Source organism: Microbacterium saccharophilum (genome assembly GCF_007992455.1).
Taxonomy (GTDB): Bacteria; Actinomycetota; Actinomycetes; order Actinomycetales; family Microbacteriaceae; genus Microbacterium; species Microbacterium saccharophilum.
This window is the reverse complement of the sequence record NZ_BKAH01000006.1, coordinates 120,671-145,292: the sequence shown is the minus strand read 5'-3', so window position 1 is coordinate 145,292 and position 24,622 is coordinate 120,671. Positions and strand designations below refer to the sequence as shown.

27 protein-coding genes are annotated in these 24,622 nt (G+C 71.8%); 5 read left to right on the top strand and 22 right to left on the bottom strand.

Features of this window, described 5'->3' with window-relative positions:
• Positions 1–57 precede the first annotated feature (57 nt).
• From MSA03_RS08360 to MSA03_RS08350, 3 genes are all read left to right on the top strand, one after another.
• On the top strand, positions 58–849 hold the full coding sequence (locus MSA03_RS08360; RefSeq protein ID WP_147050398.1) for an IclR family transcriptional regulator domain-containing protein: 792 nt from the start codon (positions 58–60) through the stop codon (positions 847–849).
• 40 nt (positions 850–889) lie between these two features.
• On the top strand, positions 890–1,642 hold the full coding sequence (locus MSA03_RS08355; RefSeq protein ID WP_147050396.1) for an IclR family transcriptional regulator: 753 nt from the start codon (positions 890–892) through the stop codon (positions 1,640–1,642).
• 89 nt (positions 1,643–1,731) lie between these two features.
• The gene (locus MSA03_RS08350) at positions 1,732–2,157 is read left to right on the top strand and encodes an FAD-dependent monooxygenase (RefSeq protein WP_371863089.1); all 426 of its coding nucleotides are present in this window, start codon (positions 1,732–1,734) and stop codon (positions 2,155–2,157) included.
• 99 nt (positions 2,158–2,256) lie between these two features.
• Here the strand turns inward: MSA03_RS08350 and MSA03_RS08345 are convergent, their stop codons facing one another.
• The 11 genes from MSA03_RS08345 to MSA03_RS08295 all read right to left on the bottom strand — a co-directional run bounded on the left by MSA03_RS08345 (position 2,257) and on the right by MSA03_RS08295 (position 13,445).
• Positions 2,257–2,817 carry an NAD(P)H-dependent oxidoreductase gene (locus MSA03_RS08345; RefSeq protein WP_147050394.1) on the bottom strand — a complete coding sequence of 187 codons (561 nt, stop codon included), beginning with the start codon at positions 2,815–2,817 and terminating at the stop codon, positions 2,257–2,259.
• Positions 2,817–3,866: an LLM class flavin-dependent oxidoreductase gene (locus tag MSA03_RS08340; RefSeq protein ID WP_244946375.1), complete on the bottom strand. Its 1,050-nt coding sequence runs from the start codon at positions 3,864–3,866 to the stop codon at positions 2,817–2,819. The genes MSA03_RS08345 and MSA03_RS08340 overlap by 1 nt, the downstream gene beginning before the upstream one ends.
• Entirely contained in the window at positions 3,863–5,191 is a 1,329-nt protein-coding gene (locus MSA03_RS08335) for an O-acetylhomoserine aminocarboxypropyltransferase/cysteine synthase family protein (RefSeq protein ID WP_147050392.1), read from the bottom strand. Before MSA03_RS08335 ends, MSA03_RS08340 begins: the two co-directional genes overlap by 4 nt.
• Positions 5,188–5,889, bottom strand: coding sequence for an alpha/beta fold hydrolase (locus MSA03_RS08330; protein WP_147050390.1), 702 nt, complete (start codon positions 5,887–5,889; stop codon positions 5,188–5,190). Before MSA03_RS08330 ends, MSA03_RS08335 begins: the two co-directional genes overlap by 4 nt.
• Positions 5,890–5,947: 58 nt before the next feature.
• Entirely contained in the window at positions 5,948–6,781 is an 834-nt protein-coding gene (locus MSA03_RS08325) for an ABC transporter ATP-binding protein (RefSeq protein ID WP_028497103.1), read from the bottom strand.
• Positions 6,774–7,592, bottom strand: coding sequence for an ABC transporter ATP-binding protein (locus MSA03_RS08320; RefSeq protein ID WP_051526388.1), 819 nt, complete (start codon positions 7,590–7,592; stop codon positions 6,774–6,776). Before MSA03_RS08320 ends, MSA03_RS08325 begins: the two co-directional genes overlap by 8 nt.
• Complete coding sequence (locus tag MSA03_RS08315) at positions 7,589–8,473, bottom strand: ABC transporter permease (RefSeq protein ID WP_028497102.1); 885 nt, start codon at positions 8,471–8,473, stop codon at positions 7,589–7,591. The genes MSA03_RS08320 and MSA03_RS08315 overlap by 4 nt, the downstream gene beginning before the upstream one ends.
• A complete protein-coding gene (locus MSA03_RS08310; protein ID WP_028497101.1) occupies positions 8,470–9,495 on the bottom strand; it encodes an ABC transporter permease in 1,026 nt (341 codons plus the stop codon). Before MSA03_RS08310 ends, MSA03_RS08315 begins: the two co-directional genes overlap by 4 nt.
• 8 nt (positions 9,496–9,503) lie before the next feature.
• Positions 9,504–11,039 (bottom strand): ABC transporter substrate-binding protein, encoded by a 1,536-nt coding sequence (locus MSA03_RS08305; RefSeq protein ID WP_147050388.1) that lies wholly within the window; start codon positions 11,037–11,039, stop codon positions 9,504–9,506.
• Between the two features lie 31 nt (positions 11,040–11,070).
• Positions 11,071–12,429: an LLM class flavin-dependent oxidoreductase gene (locus tag MSA03_RS08300; protein ID WP_147050386.1), complete on the bottom strand. Its 1,359-nt coding sequence runs from the start codon at positions 12,427–12,429 to the stop codon at positions 11,071–11,073.
• Between the two features lie 161 nt (positions 12,430–12,590).
• Positions 12,591–13,445: a sulfurtransferase gene (locus MSA03_RS08295; RefSeq protein ID WP_147050385.1), complete on the bottom strand. Its 855-nt coding sequence runs from the start codon at positions 13,443–13,445 to the stop codon at positions 12,591–12,593.
• Between the two features lie 141 nt (positions 13,446–13,586).
• On the opposite strand from MSA03_RS08295, the gene MSA03_RS08290 reads away from it, so the two are divergent.
• Both MSA03_RS08290 and MSA03_RS08285 read left to right on the top strand, forming a co-directional pair.
• Positions 13,587–14,159 (top strand): flavin reductase family protein, encoded by a 573-nt coding sequence (locus MSA03_RS08290; protein ID WP_147050383.1) that lies wholly within the window; start codon positions 13,587–13,589, stop codon positions 14,157–14,159.
• Between the two features lie 186 nt (positions 14,160–14,345).
• Positions 14,346–14,966 (top strand): response regulator, encoded by a 621-nt coding sequence (locus tag MSA03_RS08285; RefSeq protein ID WP_147050381.1) that lies wholly within the window; start codon positions 14,346–14,348, stop codon positions 14,964–14,966.
• Between the two features lie 92 nt (positions 14,967–15,058).
• Here MSA03_RS08285 and MSA03_RS08280 read toward each other — a convergent pair whose 3' ends face one another.
• From MSA03_RS08280 to MSA03_RS08230, 11 genes are all read right to left on the bottom strand, one after another.
• Positions 15,059–15,655, bottom strand: coding sequence for a DoxX family protein (locus MSA03_RS08280; protein WP_197018631.1), 597 nt, complete (start codon positions 15,653–15,655; stop codon positions 15,059–15,061).
• A gap of 129 nt (positions 15,656–15,784) precedes the next feature.
• Positions 15,785–16,555: an enoyl-CoA hydratase/isomerase family protein gene (locus tag MSA03_RS08275; protein WP_147050380.1), complete on the bottom strand. Its 771-nt coding sequence runs from the start codon at positions 16,553–16,555 to the stop codon at positions 15,785–15,787.
• A gap of 8 nt (positions 16,556–16,563) precedes the next feature.
• The gene (gene paaE, locus MSA03_RS08270) at positions 16,564–17,733 is read right to left on the bottom strand and encodes a 1,2-phenylacetyl-CoA epoxidase subunit PaaE (protein ID WP_147050378.1); all 1,170 of its coding nucleotides are present in this window, start codon (positions 17,731–17,733) and stop codon (positions 16,564–16,566) included.
• The gene (gene paaD / locus MSA03_RS08265; RefSeq protein WP_147050376.1) at positions 17,733–18,203 is read right to left on the bottom strand and encodes a 1,2-phenylacetyl-CoA epoxidase subunit PaaD; all 471 of its coding nucleotides are present in this window, start codon (positions 18,201–18,203) and stop codon (positions 17,733–17,735) included. The genes paaE and paaD overlap by 1 nt, the downstream gene beginning before the upstream one ends.
• Positions 18,197–19,024 carry a 1,2-phenylacetyl-CoA epoxidase subunit PaaC gene (paaC, locus tag MSA03_RS08260; RefSeq protein ID WP_147050374.1) on the bottom strand — a complete coding sequence of 276 codons (828 nt, stop codon included), beginning with the start codon at positions 19,022–19,024 and terminating at the stop codon, positions 18,197–18,199. The genes paaD and paaC overlap by 7 nt, the downstream gene beginning before the upstream one ends.
• Positions 19,021–19,326, bottom strand: coding sequence for a 1,2-phenylacetyl-CoA epoxidase subunit PaaB (paaB, locus tag MSA03_RS08255; RefSeq protein ID WP_028497090.1), 306 nt, complete (start codon positions 19,324–19,326; stop codon positions 19,021–19,023). Before paaB ends, paaC begins: the two co-directional genes overlap by 4 nt.
• A complete protein-coding gene (gene paaA / locus MSA03_RS08250) occupies positions 19,326–20,318 on the bottom strand; it encodes a 1,2-phenylacetyl-CoA epoxidase subunit PaaA (protein WP_147050372.1) in 993 nt (330 codons plus the stop codon). The genes paaB and paaA overlap by 1 nt, the downstream gene beginning before the upstream one ends.
• A gap of 35 nt (positions 20,319–20,353) precedes the next feature.
• Positions 20,354–20,812 carry a hydroxyphenylacetyl-CoA thioesterase PaaI gene (gene paaI, locus MSA03_RS08245; RefSeq protein WP_147050371.1) on the bottom strand — a complete coding sequence of 153 codons (459 nt, stop codon included), beginning with the start codon at positions 20,810–20,812 and terminating at the stop codon, positions 20,354–20,356.
• Positions 20,809–22,914 carry a phenylacetic acid degradation bifunctional protein PaaZ gene (paaZ, locus tag MSA03_RS08240; RefSeq protein WP_147050369.1) on the bottom strand — a complete coding sequence of 702 codons (2,106 nt, stop codon included), beginning with the start codon at positions 22,912–22,914 and terminating at the stop codon, positions 20,809–20,811. Before paaZ ends, paaI begins: the two co-directional genes overlap by 4 nt.
• Positions 22,911–23,765, bottom strand: coding sequence for a 3-hydroxyacyl-CoA dehydrogenase family protein (locus MSA03_RS08235; protein WP_147050368.1), 855 nt, complete (start codon positions 23,763–23,765; stop codon positions 22,911–22,913). Before MSA03_RS08235 ends, paaZ begins: the two co-directional genes overlap by 4 nt.
• Positions 23,762–24,529, bottom strand: coding sequence for an enoyl-CoA hydratase/isomerase family protein (locus MSA03_RS08230; protein WP_147050366.1), 768 nt, complete (start codon positions 24,527–24,529; stop codon positions 23,762–23,764). Before MSA03_RS08230 ends, MSA03_RS08235 begins: the two co-directional genes overlap by 4 nt.
• Positions 24,530–24,622 lie beyond the last annotated feature (93 nt).

Below are 24,622 nucleotides of genomic sequence, written 5' to 3'. Positions count from 1 at the left end.
TCTCGCACTATGCTAGCCCCTATCGACCCGGTGCGGCCAGCCGCGAAAGGAGCCGCCATGGCGGAGGAGACCCCGACCGCGGGCGAGTTCGTCCAGTCTCTGGACCGCGGACTCGCCGTCATCCGCGCCTTCGGGCCGCAGCGTCCGCTGCTGACGCTCAGCGAGGTCTCCCGGGAGGCGGGGATCAGCCGGGCCAGCGCGCGCCGCTTCCTGCACACCCTCGTCGAACTCGGCTACGTGGGAACGGATGGTCGCGCCTTCTTCCTGCGTCCGCGCCTCCTGGACCTCGGGTTCGCGTACCTCTCCGGCCTCGGCCTGCCGGAGATCGCGCAGCCGCACCTCCGGGAGCTCAGCGAGCGGACCGGCGAGTCGACCTCGGTCGCGATCCTCGACGGAGACGACATCGTCTACGTCGCTCGCGTGGCGACCTACCGGATCATCTCCGCGGCGATCGGCGTCGGCACCCGCCTGCCGGCGTTCGCGACCTCGATGGGACGGACCCTCCTCGCCTTCCTGCCGCCCGCGGAACGGGAGGCGTTCCTGGAGCGGGTCGAGCTGCGCCCGCTCACCGACTTCACGATCACGACCCGCGTGCGCCTCCGGAAGGCCCTCGAGGAGATCGCCGCCCAGGGCTGGAGCTTCGTCGACCAGGAGCTCGAGGAGGGGCTGCGGTCGTTCGCCGCGCCCATCCGCGACGCCTCGGGCGCCGTCACCGCCGCCGTCAACGTCTCGACGCCGGTCCGCCGCGGCGGCGTCGACGACACGCGGGAGCGGGTCGTGCCGCCCCTCCTCGAGGCCGCCCGCCGCATCGAGGCGGACCTGCAGCGCGCCGGCACCCGGATCCGCTGATCCATCCCGATCAACGGGAGACCGCTGTCAGACTGTCCCCGTGGCGAACTCCTCCTCCGGTGACGGCATGACCGAGCGGCTCGTGCGGGTGCTCGAGACCTTCACCCCGACCCGCACGGTGCAGACGGCCGCCGAGATCGGGCGCCGCGCCGATCTGCCGAGCTCGACGGCGCACCGGATCGTCGCCGATCTCGTCGGCGCCGGGCTCCTCGAGCGCGACGACGACAACGGCATCCGGATCGGGATGCGGCTGTGGGAGCTCGCCACCCGGTCCTCGGCCGCGCTGCGGCTGCGTCAGGCGGCGATGCCCTTCATGGATGCCGTGCAGACCCGGGTGCGCGAGCACACCCAGCTCGCGATCCTCGAGCAGGACGAGGCCCTGTTCCTGGAGCGGCTCAGCGGGCCGCGGTCCGGCGCCAACATCACCCGGGTCGCGGGGCGGCTGCCCCTGCACGCCTCCTCGTCCGGCCTGCTGCTCCTCGCGTACGCCGATCGGGGGACGCAGGATCGCGTGCTCGCCCGCCCGCTCGCACGGCTCACCGCCGCGACGCCCGCCGACCCCGCCGCGATCCGCCGCCTGCTCGCCGAGATCCGCGCGCGCGGCCAGGCCGTCGCCCCTGGCTTCATCGAGGACGTCTCGACCGGTGTCGCCGTCCCGGTGCGGGACGGCACGCGGCGCGTGATCGCGGCGCTGTCGGTCGTGCTGCCCCGCGAGGCGTCGCCGGAGCCGGCCCTCGCCGAGCTGCACCGCGCGGCACGCGGCATCGAAGCGGCGCTCGCCCGGTACCACTGAGCGCTCCCGTTCAACGGGAAGACTCGTTCCGGGGTGGGCGGCGGCGGCGCAGACTGGGCTCCGACATCCCACCCGTCGAAGGAGACGTCATGCCCACCACCACCCGTGTCGCGATCATCGGAGCCGGCCCCGCCGGCTTGCTGCTCTCGCACCTCCTCGCCGAGGCCGGCATGGAATCGATCGTGATCGACCAGCGCACCCGCGAGGAGATCGAGTCCACGATCCGCGCCGGCATCCTCGAGCAGGGCACGGTCGAAGTCCTCGACGGTCTCGGCGACTTCAGCCGCGCCCGCACCGTGGGGCACCGGCACGACGGCATCGAGTTGCGCTTCGACGGGGCCGGCCACCGCATCGACTTCGCCCACCTCGTGGACCGGAGCGTCTGGCTGTACCCGCAGCACGAGGCGCTCAAGGACCTCATCGCGGCGCGTCTCGCCGGCGGGCAGGATCTCCGCTTCGGCGTCACCGCCGTCCGCGTCGAGGGCGCCGAGTCCGACCGCTGCGGCCGCGCGTGAACGTCGCGGATGCCGAGCTGACCGGCGCGCTCGGCGCGGAGGAGCTGACGGCGCTGCGCGCGCACCTGCGCCGGATGCTCGCCTCGGCCTGACCGCGGGCTACGGCACGGGCACGCGGGTCACGCTGGGCACGCCGGGCAGCGCCGGGAGTGCCGCCTCGACGGCGCGGCGGATGGCGGCCGGGAGAGCCTCGCCGCTGATGCGGCGGTCGGCGAAGTCCGCGCCGCGCGCGTAGACCCCGACCGGCAGCGAGACAGCGCGGAAGAACGCGAACAGCGGCCGCAGCTGGTGGTCGATCGCGAGCGAGTGCTGGTCGTCGCCGCCGCCGGCGGCGAGCAGCACGGGGGTGCCGGCGAGCGCGTCCTGGTGCACGAGGTCGAAGAACTCCTTGAACAGACCCGTGTACGAACCGCGGTAGATCGGCGTCGCGACGACGAGGATGTCGGCGCCGGCGACGGCGTCCAGCGCCGCCGTGACGGCATCCGACGTCCCCCCGCCCGTCAGCGCGGCGGCGAGGTCGCCCGCGATCGGATGCAACTCGATGACCTCGCGGGTGATGTCGACGTGCGCCGACAGCTCGTCCAGGATGCCGTCGATGAGCGCCGCGGTCGTCGAGGGCGACCGGAGGCTCCCCGAGACGGCGACGGCCCGGAGCGCCATCAGTGCACCAACTCGCCCTGCGGCACGAGCGGGAAGACCTGCTCGGCGATGCGCTCCAGCTCCTCCTTCAGCGGCGAGGACTGGATGAGCAGCAGCGAGATGCCGGCATCCCCGTACGCGCGGATGCGCTCGGCGACCTGCTCGGGCGTCCCGACGAGGTTCGGGCGCAGGCCGCGCGTGCCCACGGAGTACTCACGCTTGGTCAGCTCCAGCGACAGCTTGGAGTTGCGCTGGAACTCCTCGAACGACGCATACCCCGGCGAGGTCGGGTCCACCGTCGTGATGCGCTCGAGCTCCCGCTGCGCCTCCGCCTCGGTGTCGCGGACGATGACGTAGGCCGGCATCCCGATCTCGCGGAGCGGCCGGTCGTGGATGCGCAGCGAGCGCTCGGTGATGTCGGCGACGTTGGCCCGCACCTCGTCGAGCGTGCCGCCGTGCATGACATACGCGTCCGCGAAACGCGCGATCGACTCCTTGCCGGCCTCGCTCTCGCCGCCGGCGAAGACGACGGGCTGCGCGGACGGCTTCGGCTCGACGATCGTGCCCTCGAGCTCATAGTGGTCGCCTGCGAACGTGAACGGGCTGCGCCCCCAGAGTCCGCGGAGGACCTGCACGAACTCCTCGGCCTGCACGTACCGGTCGTCGTGGGTCGTGAAGGTGCCGCCGAACTGGCGCGCCTCCTCCGCCCACCACGCCGCGACGACATTGAGGGCGACGCGGCCCGGCGCGATGGAGTCGAGGGTCGAGACGGTCTTGGCGAGCACGGCGGGCAAGTGGAAACCGGGCCGCACGGCCGTCATGACCCGCAGGCGGTCGGTGACGGCGAGGATCGCAGCGGTCAGCGACCACGCCTCGAGACTCGGCGCGTCGATGCCCTTCCGGTCGTTCAGGTACAGCTCGGGGACGAGCGTCGTGTGGAAGCCGAGCCGGTCTGCAGTCACGGAGACCTCGCGGATCGACGCCCACGTGGCGGCCATGCCCTCCTCGTCGCCGACGTTCCGCAGGAAGCCGCCGTAGACGGGGGTCCAGTAGCCGAGGTTGATCGTCATGGGGTGACCTCCACGGTCTCGATGGATGCGGCGATGAGCGCCTGCGCGATGTCGGCGATGATGTCGGCCGGGTCCTCCAGCCCGATCGACAGACGCACTGTCGTGCGGGAGATGCCCGCCTCGGCGAGCTGCGTCTCGGTCAGGTGACTGTGGGTCATGGATGCCGGGTGGGCGACCAGGCTGCGCGCGTCGCCGATGTTGGCGACGAGTTTCACCAGCCGCAGCGCGTCGACGAAGCGGTGCACCCGGATGCGGTCGGCCTCCGCGTCGCCGGTGGAGACGAGGTCGAAGGAGAACACGGCGGGGACGCCCCGCGGCAGGTAGCGGCGCGCGGCCTCTGACCACGGGCTGGACGGGAGGCCGGGATGCTGCACGCTCGCGACGCCTTCGTGCTGCGCGAGGTATTCCGCGACGGCGAGCGCGGAGGCGCTGTGCTTGGCGATCCGCAGGTCGAGCGTCTCGATGCCCTGCAGCAACTGGAAGGCGTTGAACGGCGACAGCGATGGCCCGAGGTCGTGCACGTACTTCGTCTTGATGAGCACGGCGAGCGCCTGCCCGGATGGGCCGAACCGGTCCCACAGCACGACGTCCGCGATGCGCGGGTACGGCTCGGTCAGCTGCGGCCAGCGGGCCGGCTCCGCGCCGAAGTCGAACGAGCCGATGTCGACGATGACGCCGCCCATCGAGGTGCCGTGCCCGCCGAGGTACTTCGTCGCGGAGTGCACGACGATGTCGGCGCCGTGCTCGCCCGGACGCTGCAGGTACGGCGTGGCGACGGTGTTGTCGATGACGAGCGGGACGCCCGCCGCGTGCGCGATGTCGGCGACCGACCGGATGTCGAGCACCTGCGCCGTCGGGTTGGTCACCGACTCGGCGAACAGGGCGCGCGTCGTGGGGCGGAGGGCTGCGCGCCACGCGTGGAGGTCGTCCTGGTCGACGAAGGTGACGTCGATGCCCCAGTCGGCGAACGTCTCCTGGAGGAGGTCGACGGTGCCGCCGTACAGCTGGCGGGCAGCGACGATGTGCTCCCCCGCCTTGGCGAGGGCCAGCAGGGAGATCGCGACGGCCGCCTGACCGGATGCCACGGCCACCGCCGCGCGCCCGCCTTCGAGCGCGGCGACGCGCTCTTCGAGGATGAGCTGCGTGGGGTTCGCGGCACGGCTGTAGAGGTTCCCGACCTTGCGGAGCGCGAAGATGTCGGCGGCATCCTGCAGCGAGGCGAACTCGTACGCCGTGGTCTGGTAGATCGGTGGTGCGACGGCGTTCTGCGGTGTGCCGGGCGTGTAGCCGCGCTGGACCTGGAGCGAGGCGAATCCGTCGGTCATCGGACGATCTCCCGCACGATCGGCGTCTGCACGCCGGAGGCGCGAAGCCGCTCGAGCCACAGGATGATCGTCGCCGCGACCGAGCGGTGGCTCGCGTCGTTGAGCGCGTCATGCAGGCCGTCGACCGTCTCGACGAGATCGAGGTGCGGGATCGGCGTCAGGGCATCGCGGGCCGCGGCCAGCGGGGCGATGACGTCGGCGCCGCCGTGGATCGCGAGGACCGGGACGCTCAGGCGGCCGAGGGCCGCGGCATCCGGGAGATCGATCTCGGCCGCGACGGCGGCAGAGGTCGCGCGCGCCGCCGCCTCGCCGAGGACGCCGAGGTGCACGGGGCAGGCGGTGCGCTCCGCGTCGTCAGCCGCCGCGTCGTCGCCCGGCCCGGCCGGGGTGCCGGCGACGATGACGCCGTCGACCGGAGCGCCGTCCGCGGCCAGAGCCAGCACGGCGGCGGCGCCACGGTCGGAGCCGACCAGCACGCGCGGCGCGTGCTCCTGCACGGCGAGCCACGCGGCGGCATCGGCCGCGGCCGGCGCCTCGAACGCGGCGACGACGTAGCCGTCCACCGCGATGCGGCTGCCGAACCGCTCGTACACGCGGGTCGTCTCCCCGGCACCGGCCACGAGGGCCAATGCGCCGCGCACCCGCACGGCGGCGGGCGGCGTCCAGAGGGCGGGCGCGGGGGCGGTGGCGTTCGTCATGGTGTCCATTCCACAGCAGCGGTCGGGCGAAATCGCGGGTGTTTCCGTCTGTTGCGTCTCATGCCGCGGAGTGCTCGGCGATCTCGGCTCGCAGTCTCGCGCGATGTGCGCGGTCGGCGCCCGCGGCATCGAGGGTGGGCGCCGACTCGACGAGCAGCCGGGTGTACGGATGCTGCGGGCGGGTCAGCACCTGCGCCGTAGGCCCGTCCTCGACGATCCGTCCGCGGTACACGACGGCGATCCGGTCCGTGACGCCCGCCACCGAGCCCAGGTCGTGGGAGATGAAGAGCTGCGCGAAGCCGCGCTCCCCCGCCGAGAGGCGGAGCAGGTCGAGAACGTGCACGCGGTTCGCGGCATCCAGCGCACTCACCGGCTCGTCGAGGATGAGCAGGCGGGGCTCGAGGATGAGGGCACGGGCGAGGGCGATGCGCTGACGCTGGCCGCCCGAGATGTCGCCCGGCCGGCGGGCGGCGAGCGCGGGGTCCAGACCGACGGCGTGCAGCGCGTCCGCGATCCGGGTGGCCCGATCGGATCGCTCCAGGCGGCCACGCACATCGAGCCCCTCGGCGACGGAATCGCCCACGGGGATGTCGGGGTCGAGGCTGCGCAACGGATCCTGGAAGACGTACTGCACGACCCCCTCACGCCGGAACGCGCGCAGGGAGCGACCCCGGAGGCGTGCGAGATCCCGGCCGTCGACGGCGACCTCGCCCGCGAGGACGCGTGTCAGCCCGAGGAGGGACCGCGCGATCGTCGTCTTGCCGGAACCGGTCTCCCCGATGAGCCCCACGGACTCACCCGGCGCGATGCGGAGCGTGACACCCTTCAGCACCGGCGTTCCCCGGTGGTACCCCACGGTCGCGTCGCGCAATTCCGCGATGAGGTCAGACATGCGCCACCTCCTGCTGCCGAAGACGGTCGAGTCCGTACTCACGGTGGGCGGCGAGGAGGGACTGCGTGTATGGATGCCGTGGCGCCCTGAGGACGTCCGTCACCGCTCCCTCCTCCACGACCACCCCGTCACGCATGACGAGGACACGATCACACACCTGCGTGATGACGGCGAGGTCGTGCGAGACGAACAGCAACGTCAATCCGGACGAGCGACGCAGGTCGGCGAGCACGTCGAGCACTTCGGCCTGCACTGTGGCGTCCAGCGCCGTGGTCGGCTCGTCCGCGATCAGGAGATCCGGGCCCTCGGCGATGGCGACGGCGATCAGCACGCGCTGCAGCATTCCGCCGCTGAGCTCGTGCGGATAGCGCGTGAAGACGCGCGCGGGATCGCGGAGGCCGAGCCGGTCCAGGAGGTCGATCGCCTCGGTCCGAGCGGTACCGCGTGTGTGCCCTTGCTTCACGCGAAGCACCTCGGCGAGCTGCCGTCCGACGGTGAGCGAGGGGTTCAGGTAGGACGCCGGGTCCTGGAACACGGCGCCGATCCGGCTTCCGCGAACCCCGCGCCACGCGCGCTCACTGAGCGACCGGAGATCGGTCCCCTGAAAGGCCAGTCGAGCGGCGCTGACTTCCAGCCCCTCGGGCACGATGCCGAGGACGGAGCGGCATGTCAGCGACTTCCCGCTGCCGGACTCCCCGACGATGCCCACGCTCTCGCCCCGGCGCAGGACCAGGTCGACGCCGCCGACCAGTTGCGAAGCCCCCGACGCGATACGCAGGTCATGGATCTCCAGCAGGGGCAGATCTGTCATCTTGAGACCTCCGGTTCAGCTATGGACAGCGGCAGGGATTCGGTCGCGGGCTCCTCGGCGACGACACGGCGCGCCTTCGCGGTCTGCGCGTCGCGCAGCGCATCGGCGAGGGCGTTCAGCGCCCACACCGTCGCGACGATCAGGAGCGCCGGGGCGACAGGCCCCCACGGCCGCTGGTACAGGTACTGCAGATCGGTGGCGAGCAGCCCTCCCCACGTCGGGGTCGGTGGAACCACGCCGATGCCGAGGAACGTCAGCGACGAGACGATCACGAGCGAGGCGCCGCTCATGCCGGCCGCGGTCACGGCGACAGCAGGGAGGACATGACGCCAGACGTGGCGGCGCAGCACCCAGGCCGTGGATGCGCCCAGAAGCGTGGCAGCCTCCACGTACATGGAGCGCGAAGCCGTGAGCGCCGCCGCCCGACTCACCCGGTAGAAGGCCGGCGAGATCAGCACACCGACGGCGACCATCGCCTGGATGACGCCGTTGCCGAGGAGCGCGGTCATCGCGATCGCGAACACGAGGAACGGCAGCGCGATGAGGGTGTCCATGAGCCGAAGGGACACCCATTCGAACGCGCGCCCGAGATAGACCGACAGGAGGCCGGGGATGACGCCGAGCACCAGCCCGACCACGACCGCCAGGAGCGCAGCCGACAGCGAGACGGGCGACCCGGCGAGCAGCCTGCTCAGGACATCCCGTCCGAGCGCGTCGGTCCCGAGCAGGTGCACGAAGGAGGGACCTTGCAGCAGGAGGGCCGTGTTCTGCGCGAGCGGGTCATGTGGCGCAAGGATCGGCCCGAAGGCGGCCAGCGTCGCGACGAGAGCCAGCACCACGGCGGCGATCTTGGCGGACACGGATCGGAAGACGGCTCTCATTCGGATCGCGCCTCTCTCCGGCCCGCGGGCTGCAGCCCCTCGAGCACGATGTTGACGAGCAGGCTGAACGCCAGGACGAGCACGACCGCGACGACGAGGGTGCCCTGCACGACAGGGACGTCGCCGCGCAATGCGGAGTCCGCGGCCAGCATCCCGAACCCGGGCATGCTGAAGATCGTCTCGGTCACGACGGCTCCGCCGAGGAGAGTCGGGATCTTCATCCCGAGGATCGCCGTCGCCGGGCCGGCCCCGTTGCGGAGGGCGTGCACCCAGAGGATGCGGGCCGGGCTCAGCCCCCGAACGCGGGCGCCCACGATGTAGTTCTGCTCGAGCACGTGGACCAGTCCGGTACGGAGCTGACGGGCCAACTCGGCCGCGGGATCCAGACTCAGCGCGATGGCCGGCATGAGGATGAGCCGGAACCACAGCACCGGATCCTCGGCGAACGGCACGTACCCGGAGGAGGGCAACAGCCGCAGCCACACGCTCAGCACCACGATGAGGCCGATGGAGACGACGAACGGCGGCAACGTGGAGATGGCGGTCGTGAAGGCGGTGATCGTCCGATCCAGCAAGCGCCCGTGGAAGACGACGGCGAGCAGGCCAAGCCCCACGCCCGCAACGAGAGCGATGCCAAGGGCGACGCCGGCGATGGACGCCGTGACGGCGAGGCGCTCGGTGATCAGCTCCGACACGGGGAAGCCGTTGTACCAACTCGTGCCGAGGTCTCCCGCCAGGAGCCGGGACATCCACGTCAGGTATTGCACGACGACCGGCTGGTCAAGGCCGAGCTCGGCGTTGATGGCGGCGATGCGCTCCGGTGTCGCCTCATCCCCGGAGAGCGATGCGGCCGGGCTGAGACCGCTTGCCGCGCCCAGCGCGAAGGTGATGACGGTTGCGAGGAAGAACACCGGGATGACGATGAGGGCCGTTCTGCCGACCGCTCCGGCGATGCGGCGCAGGGCGCGCTCCGCCCGCCGTCGCGGGAGGGAAGCGGCGGTGGGCGGAGCGAGCGTGGTCATGTGCGTCATCACCCGTTGACGGTGACGCCTTCCCAGCGCACCTGGGAGGGCAGGAGGTTGAGATCACCCACCTTCTCGCTCGTCGCGAAGATCCACGGCGAGCTGTAGAGGTAGTTCGTGGGCGACTGGGTCACGGCCACCTCGACGGCGTCCCACAGCACCTGCTGGTACTCGGGAGCGTCGATCGGCGTCGCTCGTACGGCGTCCAGCGCAGCCTGGAATTCTTCCGTCGCGTGAGGTCCACTGAGGTTCATGATCCCCTGCGGCCCGTAGGTAGCCAGCAGGTTCGCGACCGGCGACTCGCGTCCGATGGTGCCGTCCAGGGCCAGCTGCGGGGACTTGGCGACGTAGACCTCGTCCTGCCACGTGGTGGACCCCGCAGGAACGACGCTGATCGTCGAGTTGACACCGATGGCTTCCAACTGCGCCTGCGTGAGTTCCGCGGCTACCTCGGCGCCGGCCTGCGCGGTGATTCCCACCGACAGCTCGCCCTCCTCGTAGCCGGCGTCCGCAAGAAGCTGCTTCGCCTTTGCAGGGTCGTAGTCCCAAAGGTCCTCGACCGCGGGGTTGAACGCCAGGTATCCCTCGGGGAACGGCTGATGGGTGACACTGCCCCGACCGGCGGTCACCGCGTCCACGAATGCCTGCCGGTCGAAGGCGTAGCGGAACGCCTCGACGACGGCGGGGTCGTCGAACGGGGCTTTGTTGAGGTTGATCGACGCATCGCTCGCCGTCAATGCCGTCTCGATCGTGACGTCGATCCCCGCCGCCTCCGCCGCGTCGACCTGCGTGGCGGGAATGACTGCAACATCGACGGAGCCGGACTGGATCGCCGCGACGACGGTGGCGGCGTCGAGACGCGGCTTCAGGACGAGCTCATCGATGTGGATGTTCTCGGCATCCCAGTAGTCGGGGTTCTTCACGAACGTCGCCTGCGACTCGGGTACGAAGTCGGTCAGGATGAACGGGCCCGCTCCGACCGGCTCGATGGCCAATCGTGCCGGGTCGGTGCCCGCTTCGGGACTGGCGATGGCACCCGTGCGTCCGGCGACGAGGTACGGGATCTGGTAGTCGACCTCGGTCAGGTGGAGTGTCACCTCCAGCTCGCTGTCGACGGTGACCTCCTTCAGGTCGGCGAGCTGGTCCTTGAGGTGCGAGTCCTCCTGGGTCGTCCCGCGATCGAAGAAGGCCTTCACCGCGGCGGCGTCGACCGGCTCCCCGTCACTGAAGGTGAGGCCGTCGCGCAGCGTGAACGTGATGGCCGTTCCGTCATCGGAGTACTCCCACGACTCCGCGAGGCTGGGCTGGACCGCGCCGTCCGCGTCGAGACGCGTGAGCGAGGCGTACGCCAGCGAGATCGTGTTGATGTCGAAGCCGGTGCGACTGGTGATGGGATCCCACGACGTGGGCAGTGCGAGGGCGACGGTGATCTCCGTCGCGTCCGGCGTCGCTGTCTCGGAACCAGCGGTCGCGCAGGCACTCATCATCATCGCGGAGACGGCGGTGGCTGCGGCGAGCGCGAGGCGACGGGTGTTCCTGGTCATGGGGTTCTTTCTGTGGTCGGGGTGATGCAGGTCAGGGGACGGCTACGAGGTCGGCTTCGGCCGCGGCGCGGGCAAGCGTGTGCCGGTTGGCGGGCTTGGGCAGACCGAGGTGGTCACGAAGTGTCGTGCCCTCGTAGCCGGAACGTGCGAGCCCTCGCTCCCGGAGGATCGGCAGAACCTCATCGATGAAGCGGCGCAGCTGCGACGGCTGGGACACGTAGATGTTGAATCCGTCGGCCGCCCCGGCCCGGAACCACGCCTCGAGCGCGTCGGCGACCGTGAGCGCGGTGCCGACGAACGGCGAACGCCGCGGGGCGGCGTGGAGATCCACAACCTGACGTAGCGTCAGGCTCTGGGCCTTCGCGAGCTCGACGATCTGCGTGGCCTGTGTCTTGAAGCTGCGCTCGGCATGGACGAGGACATCCGGGAACGGGGCGTCCAGGTCGTACTGACGGAAGTCGTGCCAGCCGAACGGCCTGCCGAGCTCGCCCAGCGCCTGATCGAATGTGTTCGAGAGCCGGTGCTGCGCCAGTTCGAGTTCGCGGGCTTCTTCGTCGGTGTCTCCGACGATGATCTTGACGCCGGGGAGGATGAGGACGTTCTCGGGCTCGCGGCCGGCCGCCGCAGCGCGACCCTTGATGTCGTCTGCGAACGCGCGATTGCGCTCGATGGTCGACGCGTGCGTGAAGATGCCGTCCGCGTACCGAGCGCCGAGGTCACGGCCCTCATCGGAGTCACCCGCCTGGAAGATGACCGGCTGCCCCTGCGGTGAGCGTTCGATGTTGAGCGGCCCCACGACGGAGAAGTGCTCCCCGTGGTGGTCGGTCGCATGCAGCCTCGACGGATCGAGGAAGACGCCGCTCTCCCGGTCGCGCGGGAAGGCGTCGTCCTCATACGAATCCCAGAGCGCCTGGGAGACCTCGATGTGCTCGGCAGCGCGCCCGTAGCGGGTCGCGTAGTCGTAGTGCTCGTCGAGCCCGTAGTTGCCGGCCGTTCCCGCATCGCCGCTCGTGACGACGTTCCACCCCGCCCGACCTCGGCTGATGAGGTCGAGGGAAGCGAAGCGACGCGCGAGGTTGTACGGCGAGTTGTAGGAGGTCGTGGCCGTGCCGACGAGTCCGATTCGCTCGGTGCGGACGGCGAGCGCAGAGAGGAGCGTCAGCGGTTCAAGCCTGTTGAGGTAGTGGGGCGGCGAGTCGGGGGTGATGAACTGGCTGTCCACGATGAAGACGAGATCCAGTGCCGCCTGCTCGGCGGTTCGAGCCTGCTCGATATACCAGTCGATGTCGACGCTCGCATCCCCGGGGATCTCCGGGTCGAGCCAGCGGTTGTGTTCCCCCGGGCCGCCGGTGCCGGTGAGGATCACGCCGAACGTGATGTGACGCGCCATGCGGAATCTCCTTTCGATGTGGTGCTGTCGTGCGGAGTCTTGATCCTGCGGCATGGCGGCCTGCCACCGCGCGGACCATTGCGACATGTGTAGGCACGTTGCGCCATGTGACGTCGGCAGTCGCCCCGCGCCACGACCGCGTGCTCAGTCAGAGGCCAGGTTCAGACCGCGGCGACGACGTGTTCGTCGCCCGCGCCGCGCGCGACGGGCCGGCCGGGGCTGCGCGCCCACTGGCTCCATGACCCGACGAAGACCCGCGCGTCGATACCGGCGACCGCGAACGCGAGCGCCGAATGCGTCGACGGGATGCCGGAACTGCAGTAGACGACGACGTCGATGCCGGGCGCGATCCCGTGCCCGGCCAGCGTCGCCCGGATCTCGGCGGCGGGACGCAGCAGCCCATCGGCCGCGATGTGACTCACCGTCGGGATGTTCACGGCGCCCGGGATGTGCCCGGCGACCGGATCGACGCCCGGCACCTGCCCCCGGTAGTGCTGCGGGGCGCGTGCGTCGACGAGCACCCCGGTGCGCGGGGCGCGCGCGGCGTCGTCGATGCTCGCCGTGCCCGCATCGGACGCCGTCAGCACGACGTCGCCGGGCCGGACGGCGCGGTCGCTCGCCTCGACGCGGAGCCCGGCGGCGATCCACGCCCGGAAGCCGCCGTCGAGCACGCGCACGTCGACGCCGTGCCGCCGCAGCGTCCACCACGCCCGCGCGGCGGCGACCCCGTCGTTGTCGTCGTAGGCCACGACACGATCGCCGGCGCGCACGCCCCAACGTCGCACCGACGCCTCGAGATCGGCCCGCTCCGGCAGCGGATGACGCCCCTCCTCGGGACGCCCGGGGCGGGCGAGCTCCCGCTCCAGATCGACGTAGACGGCACCGGGGAGGTGGGCGGCGAGGTAATCGGGCCGCCCCTCCGGCTGGTTGAGCCGCCACCGCACATCGAGGAGCCGCACGGGCGCGCCCGCCGAGAGCTCGGCGACGAGCTCATCGACGCGGACGAGGGGCGACATGCCCCCATCGTCGCCGGGAAGCGGCATCCGCACCCATGCCGCCGCAACAGGACGAAACCCGCGCCGTCACATGCCGTCACACACTGTCACGGGGGCACACACGCGACCCGCCCCCACTCCCGCGCGGCTTAGCGTCGAATCATGACCACTCGCACCGCCACCGTCGAGGTCGCCGCCGCACACGCTGCCCACACGCTCGGCACGTCCCTGTCGGCGGATGAGTTCAAGGCGCTCTTCCGCGGGCACCCGGGCGGCGTCGCGGTCATCACGGCGGACGCCGGCGACGGCCCCGTCGCACTCACCGCGACCTCGGTCGCGTCGGTGAGCGCCGAGCCGCCGCTGCTCATCTTCTCCATCTCGGCCCAGTCCTCGGCATCCGATGTCCTGTCCCGCGCGGAGACCGTCGTCGTGCACCTCCTGGACGCGCACGACATCGACGTCGCGAAGCTGGGCGCGACGAGCGGCGTCGACCGCTTCGCCGAGACGCACCGCTGGTCGCGGCTCGTGACCGGTGAGCCGGTCTACCACGACGTGCGCGCCTGGGTGCGCTGCGCCGTCATCGGCCGGATGGATGCCGGCGGCTCCACCGTCATCGCCGCCCACGCCCTGCAGTCCCGCCTCGAGCGCGACGTCGACGGCGGCGACCACGGCGACGCGCTCGTCTACCACAACCGCACCTGGCACCGCCTCGGCGACCACTCCCGCATCGCCTGACCCGGCGCCTGATCCTGCTGGTGTGCGGTTGACTCGCGCCGAATGGCGGGTCAGGGCCACGAAGACCCGCACTTCGGCGCGGGCGAGGAAGCGGGATGCGGTTGACTCGCGCCGAATGGCGGGTCGGCACCCCGAAGACCCGCACTTCGGCGCGGGCGAAGGCGTGCTCGCCGCTAGCCTGAGGCGATGACCTCGGTGCTCGTGCTCGACGACCACGACCTCATGCGGCGGGGCATCGCCGACACGATCGACTCTGCACCGGACTTCCGCGTCGTCGCCGAGGCGGCGAGCGCGCACCAGGCCCTCGCCCGCACCCAGGCGACCTCGCCCGACCTCGCCGTGCTCGACATGCGCCTGCCCGACGGCGACGGCGCGCAGGTGTGCCGCAGCATCCGCTCGTTCTCCCCCGCGACGCGGTGCGTCGTGATCAGCTCCGTCGGCGACGACACCGCGCGTGCCGCGGCCGTGGAGGCGGGCGCTGCGGCGTTCCTCCTCAAGAGCATCCGCGCCGCCGACCTCCTCGAGGCGCTCCGCGCCGTGGCGGCCGGTCGCACGCTGGCGGCCACCCTCCGGCCACGGGCCGCCGCAGCCAAGACGACGACGCGACGGGATGCGGTGGCTCTGACCGGGCGGGAGACGGAGATCCTCGAGCTCATCGGCGCCGGCCTCGGCAACCGGCAGATCGGGCTGCGCCTGGGCATCGCGGAGAAGACGGTGAAGAACTACATCACGTCGCTGCTGCGGAAGATCGACGTGCAGAGCCGCACGCAGGCCGCGCTGTACGCCGTCCGGCGCACGCTCAGCTGACCGCGACGACCCCGACGACCCCGACGACCGCGACGCACGAAGAAGCGGCGCGGACCCCCGGAGGGATCCGCGCCGCGGGTGCGGCCCGGGTATCAGACGAGCCAGCGGAAGCGCTGCACGAGAGGCAGCTTCTTCCACATGGCACCCAGGCCCCACGTGTCGCCGGCCATCGTTGCCGCGACGACGATCAGCGCGAGTGCGTAGATGATGTGGTAGTCCACGAGCGGGTTGGTGGAGCCCACCATGAACGGCCACTCGGCGAGGTACATCATGACCATGATCGCGGTGCCCGCCACGGCCGCGACCCGCGTGCCGATGCCGAGCATGATCGCCGCGCCGACGCCGAGCATGCCGGCCATGAAGAGCACGTCCACGAGGGGGCTCGCGATGCTCTGGAAGAAGGGCTGCAGCGGTCCGACGACGGCGGGGCTGTTGAGGAAGCCCTGGGCGGGGGTGCCGCCGTTGATCCACGCGCGCTCGATGGGGGTCGAGAACCCGAGGCCGAAGGTCTTGTCGAGGAAGGCCCAGAGGAAGATGAAGCCCGTGGCGAACCGGGTGACGGCGAGCCAGCGGCGAGCCGTCACGGAGGTGACGATCTCCGCCTGCAGGGCGAGGGGCTTCGCGGCGACGGCGGTGGCGGTGCGGGCCGCCGTCATCGGGAGGACGGTGGGAACCGCGTGAGTGGTCATTTCTGTGACTCCTTCTCCGCCCGTGGGCTTGTGGCTTCGGGCGATTCGTATGTGGTCTGACCACACTTACGATCCTCCTTCCGCGCGCGGTGCAATAGGGACCTTCGTCCCGGATACGTGAAGAGCCGGTCAGCGCCCGTGGAACTCCGGCGTCCGCTTGGCCTGGAACGCCGCGAATCCCTCGCGGTAGTCGTCGGTGTCGCACAGCGCGACCTGCGCCGCGTTCTCCGCGCTCATCGATCGCCAGAGGCCCAGCCGCTCGTCGCGCAGCTGCGCGACGAGCTGCTTGCTGGCCCGGAACGCCGCCGTCGCGCCGGCTGCCGCGCGGGCCGCGGCATCCATCGTCTGCTCGAGGACGGCGTCGGCGGGGAACACCTGGGAGAAGAGGCCGGATGCCACGGCCTCGGCGCCGGTCATCAACCGTCCCGTGTAGATGAGGTCGAGCGTCTTGTGGGCTCCGAGCCGCTCGAAGAACAGGGCGTGCCCGCCGGAATCGAGCGTCGCGCCGAGAGCCGCGAAGGGCGAGCCGATCTTCGCGTTCTCGGCGACGTAGACGACGTCGGTCGCGATGAGGAGGCCGAGACCGACGCCCAGGCAGGCGCCGTGCGCGGCCGCGAAGGTCGGGGCGGGAAACCCCGCCATGCGCTGGAGGAGCGGGGCGACGAGCCCGTCGAGGTACCCGGAGACGTCGTCCTCACGCGGATCGACCCCGGAGATGTCGCGGCCCGCGCAGAATGCGCGCCCCTCCCCCCGCAGGACGAGCGCGCGGACCCCGGCGAGTTCGGCTTCGGCGTATGCGTCGCCGAGGTCGCGGAGCGCCTGCGCGTCGAGCGCGTTGAGCCGGTCGGGGTTGTCGAGCACGATGTGCGCGACGGCGTCGTCGATGCGGAGGTCGATCATGCGGGCTCCTAGACGTCGTAGTCGACCGCGACGCGGTCGCTGGTCGGATGCGATTGGCAGGTGAGGATGTAGCCGCGCTCGAGCTCGTCCGGTTCGAGCGCGTAGTTCTCGGTCATGTGCACGGAGCCGGTGAGCAGGCGAGCGCGGCAGGTGCCGCACACGCCGCCGGCGCAGGCGAACGGCGCGTCCGGACGCACGCGCAGGGCGGCGGTGAGGATCGACTCGTGCGCGTCGACGGGGCTCTGCACCGTCGCGGAGTGACCGTCCAGCGTGATCTCGACGGTGACGGACGGCGCATCCGGCCGCACCGCGAGAGGCGCGACAGGGTGTGGCCGCGGGTCGTCGCCGCTCGTGAACAGCTCGTACCGGACGTGCGAGCGATCGACCCCGATGTCGGCGAGGGTGTCGCGGCAGAGCTGCACGAGCTCGAGCGGCCCGCAGAGGAACCACTCGTCGATCGTCTCCGGCAGCACGAGCGCGTCGAGGATGGTGCGGAGCTTCCCCGCGTCGATCCGGCCGGACAGCAGCGGCGCGGAGCGCTGCTCGCGGGAGAGGACGTGGTGCAGCGCGAGGCGCGTCGGGTAGCGGTCCTTCAGATCGGCGAGGTCTTCGAGGAACATGACGTCGGCGCTCGAGCGGTTCGTGTACACGAGCGTCACCCGCGACGTGTCCGAGCGAGCCAGGACGGCGGATGCCAGGGCCATCACCGGCGTGATCCCCGACCCGGCGGCGATCCCGGCGATGTGCGCGCCGTCGAGGTCGGCGAGCGCGGAGGTGAAGGTGCCCTGCGGGCTCATGACCTCGAGGGTGTCGCCGGGGTGCAGCTCGGTCTGCGCCCACGTCGAGAACCGGCCGCCGCGATCGCGTTTGATGGCGATGCTCAGCGAGCCGGGGGTCGGCGGGCGGCAGAGGGAGTAGGAGCGGCGCGTCTCCTGACCGTCGAGCGTCGTCCGCAGCGCGACGTACTGGCCGGGCAGGTAGCCGTAGTCGCCTTGCAGCTGATCCGGCACCGCGAAGGTCACCTCGATGGCATCCGCCGTGAGCGGGCGCACCTCGACGACGGTCAGCGGATGGAACCGCGCGCGGCCGCGGCCGGCGACGGACGGACCCCCGACGGCGCTCCGCAGGAACGCGTCGGCGACGGCATCCGCGGTGCCCGTCGACGGAGGAACCGTCATCAGTGCACCTTGAAGTGGTCGAAGGGCTCGAGGCAGGACCGGCATGCGTAGAGCGCCTTGCAGGAGGTCGAGCCGAAGCGCGACACCTCGCGGGTGTCCAGCGAGCCGCACTGCGGGCAGCGGACGGCCAGCTGCACCGGGATCGGGCCGACGGCCCGGCGCTCGGTCGGCGGCGCGATCCCGTACGCGAGGAGCTTGCGCTTGCCGTCCTCGCTCATCCAGTCCGTCGTCCAGGCCGGGGAGAGCGTGAGCCGGACATCCACGTCGGCGTACCCGGCGCGGGTGAGGGCCAGCACGACGTCGTCGCGGATGGCGGACACGGCGGGGCAACCGGAGTACGTCGGCGTGATCGTGACGGTGACGTGCCGGCCGTCGACCTCCACGCCGCGCAGCACTCCGAGGTCCTCGATCGTGAGCACGGGGACCTCCGGGTCGCAGACGGCGGCGGCCGCCTCCCAGGCCGTCACCATGTCGCCCCCGGGTGCCGTCGCGCGAGGACCTGCATCTCGGCGAGCAGGAAGGCGAGCTGCGGGAAGTGACGGCCGTGCCGGCCCCCCGCGGCAGACGGCGGCACCGCCGGCACCTCGAGCTCCGCCTCCGCGAACACCGCGGCGAGGACCGCGTCGAACCCGGCCCGCAGGCTCGACGGCCGCACCGCGACACCCTCGAGCGCATCGATGAGAGGCGTGTCGCGGAAGAGCTCGTCGACGTACGGCCACACGTCGCCGGTGGCCCGGATCATCCGGCGGCGCGACTCGTCGGTCCCGCCCGCGAGGCGCAGCGTCCACTGCACGGCGTGGTCGCGGTGGTACTCGACCTCCTTGACGGCCTTCGCGGCGACGGCGGCGAGGGTCTCATCCGCCGATCCGGCGAGCGCCGCGTAGAGCTCGAACAGGTACGCGGATGCCACGAGCTGGCGCGCGATCGTCTGCGCGAAGTCCCCGTTGGGTTGCTCGACGAGCCACGCGCAACGGAACTCCGGCTCGTCACGGAAGTAGGCGAGGTCATCCTCCGTGCGGCCGTCGAACGTTCCCGCGTAGTGCAGCAGCGAGCGGGCGTGGCCGAGAAGGTCGAGGGCGATGTTGCCGAGCGCCATGTCCTCCTCGAGCTCGGGGGCTCGGGAGATCCAGCCGGCGAGCTGCTGGGCGAGGATGAGCGCGTCGTCGCCGAGCCAGAGCGCATACTCGGCCGCCTCCGCCGTCGCGGCGCGCCGGCCGGCTCCGGCGAGCTCGGCGGAGAGCTGCACCTCGTCGACGGTGACGTCGCCGTGCGTGTCGGATCCGGTGTTCACAGGTGCGGCACCCCCTCGGAGGCGGTGTAGTACCGCGCGTGGCGGAAGTTCTTCCCCGCCGGGGACTCGAAGAACGCCCCCTTGGCGTCGGGGTCGCTCGTCGTGATGGCCTCCGCAGGCACGACCCACACCGACGTCCCTTCGCCGCGCCGCGTGTACAGATCGCGCGCGTTGCGGAGGGCCAGGTCGGCATCGGGCGCGTGCAGCGATCCGGCGTGCACGTGCGAGAGCCCCCGGTTCGCGCGGACGAACACCTCCCACAGCGGCCAGGTGTCGCGGTCCGAGGAGCCCGGGGTCGTCATCACGCCACCGCCCTCTCGGTCTTCTCCGCCTGCCGGCGCGCATAGGCGACGGCGGCCTCCCGCACCCACGCGCCGTCCTCGTGGGCGGCGCGCCGGTGCTGCAGGCGGGCGGCGTTCATGGGGCCGCGGCCGGCGAGCACCTCGTGGAACTCGGTCCAGTCGATCTCGCTGGTGTGCCAGCGCTGCGCCGCCTCGTCCCAGCGGAGTTCGGGGTCGGGCAGCGTGACCCCGAGGATCTCCGCCTGCGGCACCAGCATCCCGATGAACCGCTGCCGCAGCTCGTCGTTGGAGAACCGCTTGATCTTCCACGCCATCGACTGCGCTGAGTTCGGCGAGGACTCATCGGGCGGCCCGAACATCATGAGCGACGGCCAGTACCAGCGGTCCACGGAGTCCTGCGCCATCGCGCGCTGCGCCGCGGTGCCCTGCATGAGCGTGAGGAGGATCTCGAAACCCTGCCGCTGGTGGAACGACTCCTCCTTGCAGATGCGGACCATCGCGCGGCCGTAGGGGCCGTACGACGCGCGGCACAGCGGCACCTGGTTGCAGATCGCGGCGCCGTCGACGAGCCAGCCGATCGCGCCCATGTCGGCCCACGTGGGGGTCGGGTAGTTGAAGATCGAGGAGTACTTCGCGCGCCCGTCGATGAGCTGCTGGGTCATCTCGTCGCGCGTGATGCCGAGCGTCTGGGCCGCCGAGTAGAGGTACAGGCCGTGCCCGGCCTCATCCTGCACCTTCGCGAGCAGGATGGCCTTGCGCTTGAGGCTCGGAGCTCGCGTGATCCAGGTCCCCTCGGGCTGCATGCCGATGATCTCGGAATGGGCGTGCTGCGAGATCTGCCGGATGAGCGTCTTCCGGTAGCCCTCCGGCATCCAGTCGCGCGGCTCGATGCGCTGCTCGGCGTCGATGAGCGCATCGAAGGCCGCCTGCTCGGCGGCCGTGTCATCCGCACTGCCCGCGGTGACCGCGGTGAGGTCCGGTGCTGTCGTCATCGTCGACTCCTTTACAGACCGTTCGTTCAGTAAGTCTAGGTGCCGGATGCCGAGGGGGCAACGGTCTCGGCGATGGGAGACGAGGTGCTGGGAGACGAGGTGAGCGCCGAGGTGACGAGCGAACGCCCCCGGAACTCGGCGACCACCGCGCCGGTCTCGTCCGTGACGGTCACGTCGTACAGCCCCGCGCGGCCGCTGCGGACGCGACGGGCGGCGTGCGCAGTGAGCGTCTGTCCGCTGCGCGTGGACTTCAGGAAGGTGATGTCGGCGCCCGAGGCCACCGTGACCCGGTCGGTCTCGTTGCAGGCGATCGCGAACGCGGTGTCGGCGAGCGCGAACACGAAGCCGCCGTGCGTGATGTCGAACCCGTTGAGCATGTCGTCGCGGACGACCATTGACACGACGGCCTCCCCGGGCTCATCGCGCTCCACCACCATCCCGAGCGCGGCCGAGGCCCGGTCGCGCTGCATCATCGGGCGGAGCGGTGCGGTCATGCGATCGCCTCCGCGGCGGGACGATCCGCGGGCTCCGCCGCGGACGTCCCGCCGGCGGTCTTCGCGACGAGGGTCAGCACGTCGTACTGGGCGACGATCTCGTCCCGCTGGTTGTGGATGACGGCATCCCAGCGCACCTCGCCGTACTCGTCGGTCTCCCGCGGGGTGATCTGCTTCGCCGTCAGGGTCACCCGGATCTCGTCCCCGGGCGAGACGGGCGTCACGAATCGCAGCGCCTCCAGCCCGTAGTTGGCCAGCACCGGACCGGGGTCGGGATCGACGAAGAGGCCGGCCGCCCACGACACGAGCAGGTAGCCGTGCGCGACGCGTCCCGGGAAGAACGGGTTGGCGGCGGCGGCGTCCTCGTCCATGTGCGCGTAGAACGTGTCGCCCGTGAAATGCGCGAACGTCTCGATGTCCTCGAGCGACACCGCCCGGAGGGGCGAGGCGAACTGGTCGCCGACCCGCAGCTCGGCGAGCGACTTCCGGAACGGATGCCGTCCGCCGCGGTCGGCGGCGGCCCCCGCGTGCCAGACGCCGGTGAGCGCCGTGAGCATGTCGGGCGAGCCCTGCACGGCGGTGCGCTGCATGTGGTGCAGCACGGCGCGGATACCGCCGAGCTCCTCGCCCCCGCCGGCGCGTCCGGGCCCGCCGTGCACGAGGTGCGGGACGGGGGCGCCGTGGCCGGTCGAGGTGCGGGCGTTCTCCCGGCTCAGGAAGAGGACGCGGCCGTTGAACGCGCCGATGCGACTCAGCAGCTCGACGGCGACGGCGGGATCGTGCGTCGCGACGCTCGTGACGAGCGAGCCGCCACCCTGCGCCACGAGGTCCGCCGCCTGGGCGAGAGTGTCGTAGGCGAGGACGCTGGCGACCGGCCCGAAGGCCTCGATCGCGTGCACCGCCGGGGTCGCCGGGTCGTCGAAGCCCACGAGGATGGGGGCCAGGAAGGCGCCGTCCGGCGCGGGCCCGGTCGTCCCGTCGGCGCGGACCACGTCGGGCTCGGCCATCGATCCCAGCAGCATCCGCCCGCCCGCCGCGCGCAGCGCCGCGACCTGGCGGAGCACCTCCTCGCGCTGGGCGAGCGAGACGAGCGGGCCCATCGTGACGGCGTCGGCGTGCGGGTCGCCCATGACGAGCCGGCGGTCGAGCTTCTCGCGGACCGCGTCGACGAGGGCGTCGACGGCGCCGGCGGGCACGAGGGCGCGGCGGATCGCCGTGCACTTCTGCCCCGCCTTGGCGGTCAGCTCGACGACGAGCTGCGACACGTACGCGTCGAACTCGGGGGTGCCCGGGGCGGCGTCGGGCCCGAGGATCGAGGCGTTGATGGAGTCGGTCTCCCTGGTGAAGCGCACCCCGTCGGGGGCCTGCGCACGCAGCCGCTCGGCGGTGTCGGCGCTCCCGGTGAAGCCGACGAGGTCGCCGAGCCGGAGGTGATCGAAGAGCCCGGGCACCCCGCCGCTCACGAGCTGCAGGGCGCCGTCCGGGACGAGCCCGGACTCCACCAGCATCCGCACCCACGCCTCCGCGATGTAGGCGGTGGGCGTCGCGGGCTTGACGAGGGTGGGCACGCCTGCCAGGAACGCGGGCGCGAATTTCTCCAGCGCGCCCCAGACGGGGAAGTTGAACGCGTTGATCTGCACCGCGACACCGGGCAGCCGGGTGTACACATGCTGCCCGAGGAACGAGCCGTCCTTCGACAGCGGCTCGGGGGCGCCGTCGACGTACACCTGGGCGTTGGGCAGCTCGCGCCGGCCCTTCGAGGCGTAGGTGAACAGCACGCCGATGCCGCCGTCGACGTCGCCCAGCGAGTCGCGCAGCGTCGAACCGGCGTGCCGGGACAGCTCGTAGAGCTCCTCCTTGCGCTCGGTGAGCACGAGGGCGAACTGCTTGAGCAGCAGGGCGCGCTGGTGGAAGGTCAGCGCGCCGAGCGCGGCCTGTCCCACGGTGCGGGCGTGCGCGAGGGCGCCGGGGAGGTCGGCACCCTCCGCGCTCACGCGGGCGACGGTCTCGCCGGTGGACGCGTCGCGCACGTCCACGGCGTCGACGTCGTCCGCCGGCGTCCACCACGTGCCGGACAGATAGCTGGGCAGGATGCCGGTCATCCGGTGCTCCATTCGTAGAATCCACGGCCGCTCTTGCGGCCCAGGTGTCCGTCCGCGACGAGGCGACGGAGCAGCTCGGGCGGCGCGAACCGCTCGCCGAGCGCGGCGTGCAGCTGTTCCGCGATATCGAGCCGCACGTCCAGGCCGACGATGTCGGTGGTCCGGAGCGGCCCCGTCGCGTGCCGGTAGCCGAGTTCCATCGCGGCGTCGATGTCGGTCGCCGTGGCGACGCCGTCCTCGAGCATGCGGATGGCTTCGAGGGCGAGGGCGACGCCGAGCCGGCTCGAGGCGAATCCCGGCGCATCCCGCACGACGATGGGGGTCTTGCCGAGCGCGAGCACCCACTCGCGGGCCGTCTCGACGAGGCCCTGGGCGGTCTGGGCTGCGACGACGATCTCGACGAGGGCCGAGGACGGGACGGGGTTGAAGAAGTGCAGGCCGAGGAGACGGTCCGGACGGTCGAGCCCCGCCGCGAGGTCGCCGATCGGGATGGCGGACGTGTTGGATGCCAGGACGGCGTCGACGTCGAGCACCGCCTCCGCGCGGCGCAGCGCCGCGGTCTTGACGTCCCGGTCTTCGAACACCGCCTCGACGACGAGTGCGCTGCCGCCGAGATCGCCGGCATCCGTCGTCACGCGCAGCCGCGGCGCGACCTCGGCCGGCGGTCGCTCGGTCGCGCCGCGCTCATGGGACCCCTGCAGACTCGCCGTGATGCGCTGCCGGGCGGCGCGTGCCGATGCGCCATCGCGCTCGACGAGGGTCACCGCCGACCCGGCGAGGAGGAACGCGTGCGCGATGCCTGCACCCATCCGCCCGCCGCCGATGACGCCGACCCGCACGGGAAGGATCATGACCGCTTCCTCTCCAGGAAGGCCGTCATGCGGCGGAACTTCTCCGGGCTCTCGAAGAGCTCGGCCTGCAGTTCCAGGTCGATCGCGGGGTGCTCCGCGAGCGGCGCGTGCAGCGCGCGCTTGGTGTGCTGCACGGCGAGCGGGTCGAGGCGGGCGATCCGGTCGGCGATCGCGTGCGCCGCGGGCAGCAGTTCGGCCGCCGGATGCACGGCGGAGAGCAGGCCCCAGGCGAGGGCCTCGTCCGCGGTGAGCGCGCGCCCCGTCAGCAGCAGCTCGGCGGCACGCCCGGACCCGACGAGCCGCGGCAGCAGCCAGGTCGCCCCGGCCGCGGCGATGATGCCGAGCGCAGGCTCGGGGTTGCCGATCGCGACGTCCGGGGTGCCGATCCGGATGTCGGCGGCGTAGGCGAGCTCGGCGCCCCCGCCGAGCGCGAAGCCCTCGACGGCGGCGATCACCGGCATGGGCAGCGCCCGCACCCGCAGGAACGCCGTCGTGTTGATCCCGGCGCGGGCGTCGTCCGCACGACGTTCCCGCAGCTGGACGATGTCCGCGCCGCCCGCGAACACCCCTCCGGCGCCGTGCAGGATCAGCACACGGGGCTCCGCTTCGAGTTCGGCGCACAGCTCGTGCAGCGCGTCGATCGTCGCCTGGTCGATCGCGTTGCGGACCTCGGGGCGGTCGAGCGTCGCGACGACGCGGTCGGGCCGTCGTTCGATGCGGAGCGGGCCCCCCGGCACCCTCGCGCCGTTCGTCGCACCGGACATCGTCATCCTTCCGCCCCGCCCGCCGCGTTGCGAGCCCCGCCGGTGCGCACACTGTTACTCACCGATCGTTCAGTAATAGTGTCAGAGGGCGCG

Excerpts from the sequence above, each read along its gene's own strand:
- MSA03_RS08235 (WP_147050368.1), bottom strand. The coding sequence starts at position 23,765 with ATGATCCTTCCCGTGCGGGTCGGCGTCATCGGCGGCGGGCGGATGGGT.
- MSA03_RS08335 (WP_147050392.1), bottom strand. The coding sequence starts at position 5,191 with ATGACCGACGGATTCGCCTCGCTCCAGGTCCAGCGCGGCTACACGCCC.
- MSA03_RS08300 (WP_147050386.1), bottom strand. The coding sequence starts at position 12,429 with ATGGCGCGTCACATCACGTTCGGCGTGATCCTCACCGGCACCGGCGGC.
- MSA03_RS08350 (WP_371863089.1), top strand. The coding sequence starts at position 1,732 with ATGCCCACCACCACCCGTGTCGCGATCATCGGAGCCGGCCCCGCCGGC.
- MSA03_RS08280 (WP_197018631.1), bottom strand. The coding sequence starts at position 15,655 with ATGACCACTCACGCGGTTCCCACCGTCCTCCCGATGACGGCGGCCCGC.
- MSA03_RS08285 (WP_147050381.1), top strand. The coding sequence starts at position 14,346 with ATGACCTCGGTGCTCGTGCTCGACGACCACGACCTCATGCGGCGGGGC.
- MSA03_RS08320 (WP_051526388.1), bottom strand. The coding sequence starts at position 7,592 with ATGACAGATCTGCCCCTGCTGGAGATCCATGACCTGCGTATCGCGTCG.
- paaE (WP_147050378.1), bottom strand. The coding sequence starts at position 17,733 with ATGACGGTTCCTCCGTCGACGGGCACCGCGGATGCCGTCGCCGACGCG.
- MSA03_RS08330 (WP_147050390.1), bottom strand. The coding sequence starts at position 5,889 with ATGACGAACGCCACCGCCCCCGCGCCCGCCCTCTGGACGCCGCCCGCC.
- MSA03_RS08230 (WP_147050366.1), bottom strand. The coding sequence starts at position 24,529 with ATGTCCGGTGCGACGAACGGCGCGAGGGTGCCGGGGGGCCCGCTCCGC.
- MSA03_RS08310 (WP_028497101.1), bottom strand. The coding sequence starts at position 9,495 with ATGACCACGCTCGCTCCGCCCACCGCCGCTTCCCTCCCGCGACGGCGG.
- MSA03_RS08305 (WP_147050388.1), bottom strand. The coding sequence starts at position 11,039 with ATGACCAGGAACACCCGTCGCCTCGCGCTCGCCGCAGCCACCGCCGTC.
- paaD (WP_147050376.1), bottom strand. The coding sequence starts at position 18,203 with ATGGTGACGGCCTGGGAGGCGGCCGCCGCCGTCTGCGACCCGGAGGTC.
- MSA03_RS08295 (WP_147050385.1), bottom strand. The coding sequence starts at position 13,445 with ATGTCGCCCCTCGTCCGCGTCGATGAGCTCGTCGCCGAGCTCTCGGCG.
- paaB (WP_028497090.1), bottom strand. The coding sequence starts at position 19,326 with ATGACGACCCCGGGCTCCTCGGACCGCGACACCTGGCCGCTGTGGGAG.
- MSA03_RS08290 (WP_147050383.1), top strand. The coding sequence starts at position 13,587 with ATGACCACTCGCACCGCCACCGTCGAGGTCGCCGCCGCACACGCTGCC.
- MSA03_RS08315 (WP_028497102.1), bottom strand. The coding sequence starts at position 8,473 with ATGAGAGCCGTCTTCCGATCCGTGTCCGCCAAGATCGCCGCCGTGGTG.
- MSA03_RS08345 (WP_147050394.1), bottom strand. The coding sequence starts at position 2,817 with ATGGCGCTCCGGGCCGTCGCCGTCTCGGGGAGCCTCCGGTCGCCCTCG.
- paaA (WP_147050372.1), bottom strand. The coding sequence starts at position 20,318 with ATGACGACAGCACCGGACCTCACCGCGGTCACCGCGGGCAGTGCGGAT.
- MSA03_RS08325 (WP_028497103.1), bottom strand. The coding sequence starts at position 6,781 with ATGTCTGACCTCATCGCGGAATTGCGCGACGCGACCGTGGGGTACCAC.
- MSA03_RS08275 (WP_147050380.1), bottom strand. The coding sequence starts at position 16,555 with ATGATCGACCTCCGCATCGACGACGCCGTCGCGCACATCGTGCTCGAC.
- paaZ (WP_147050369.1), bottom strand. The coding sequence starts at position 22,914 with ATGACCGGCATCCTGCCCAGCTATCTGTCCGGCACGTGGTGGACGCCG.
- paaI (WP_147050371.1), bottom strand. The coding sequence starts at position 20,812 with ATGACCGCACCGCTCCGCCCGATGATGCAGCGCGACCGGGCCTCGGCC.
- MSA03_RS08360 (WP_147050398.1), top strand. The coding sequence starts at position 58 with ATGGCGGAGGAGACCCCGACCGCGGGCGAGTTCGTCCAGTCTCTGGAC.
- MSA03_RS08340 (WP_244946375.1), bottom strand. The coding sequence starts at position 3,866 with ATGACGATCAACCTCGGCTACTGGACCCCCGTCTACGGCGGCTTCCTG.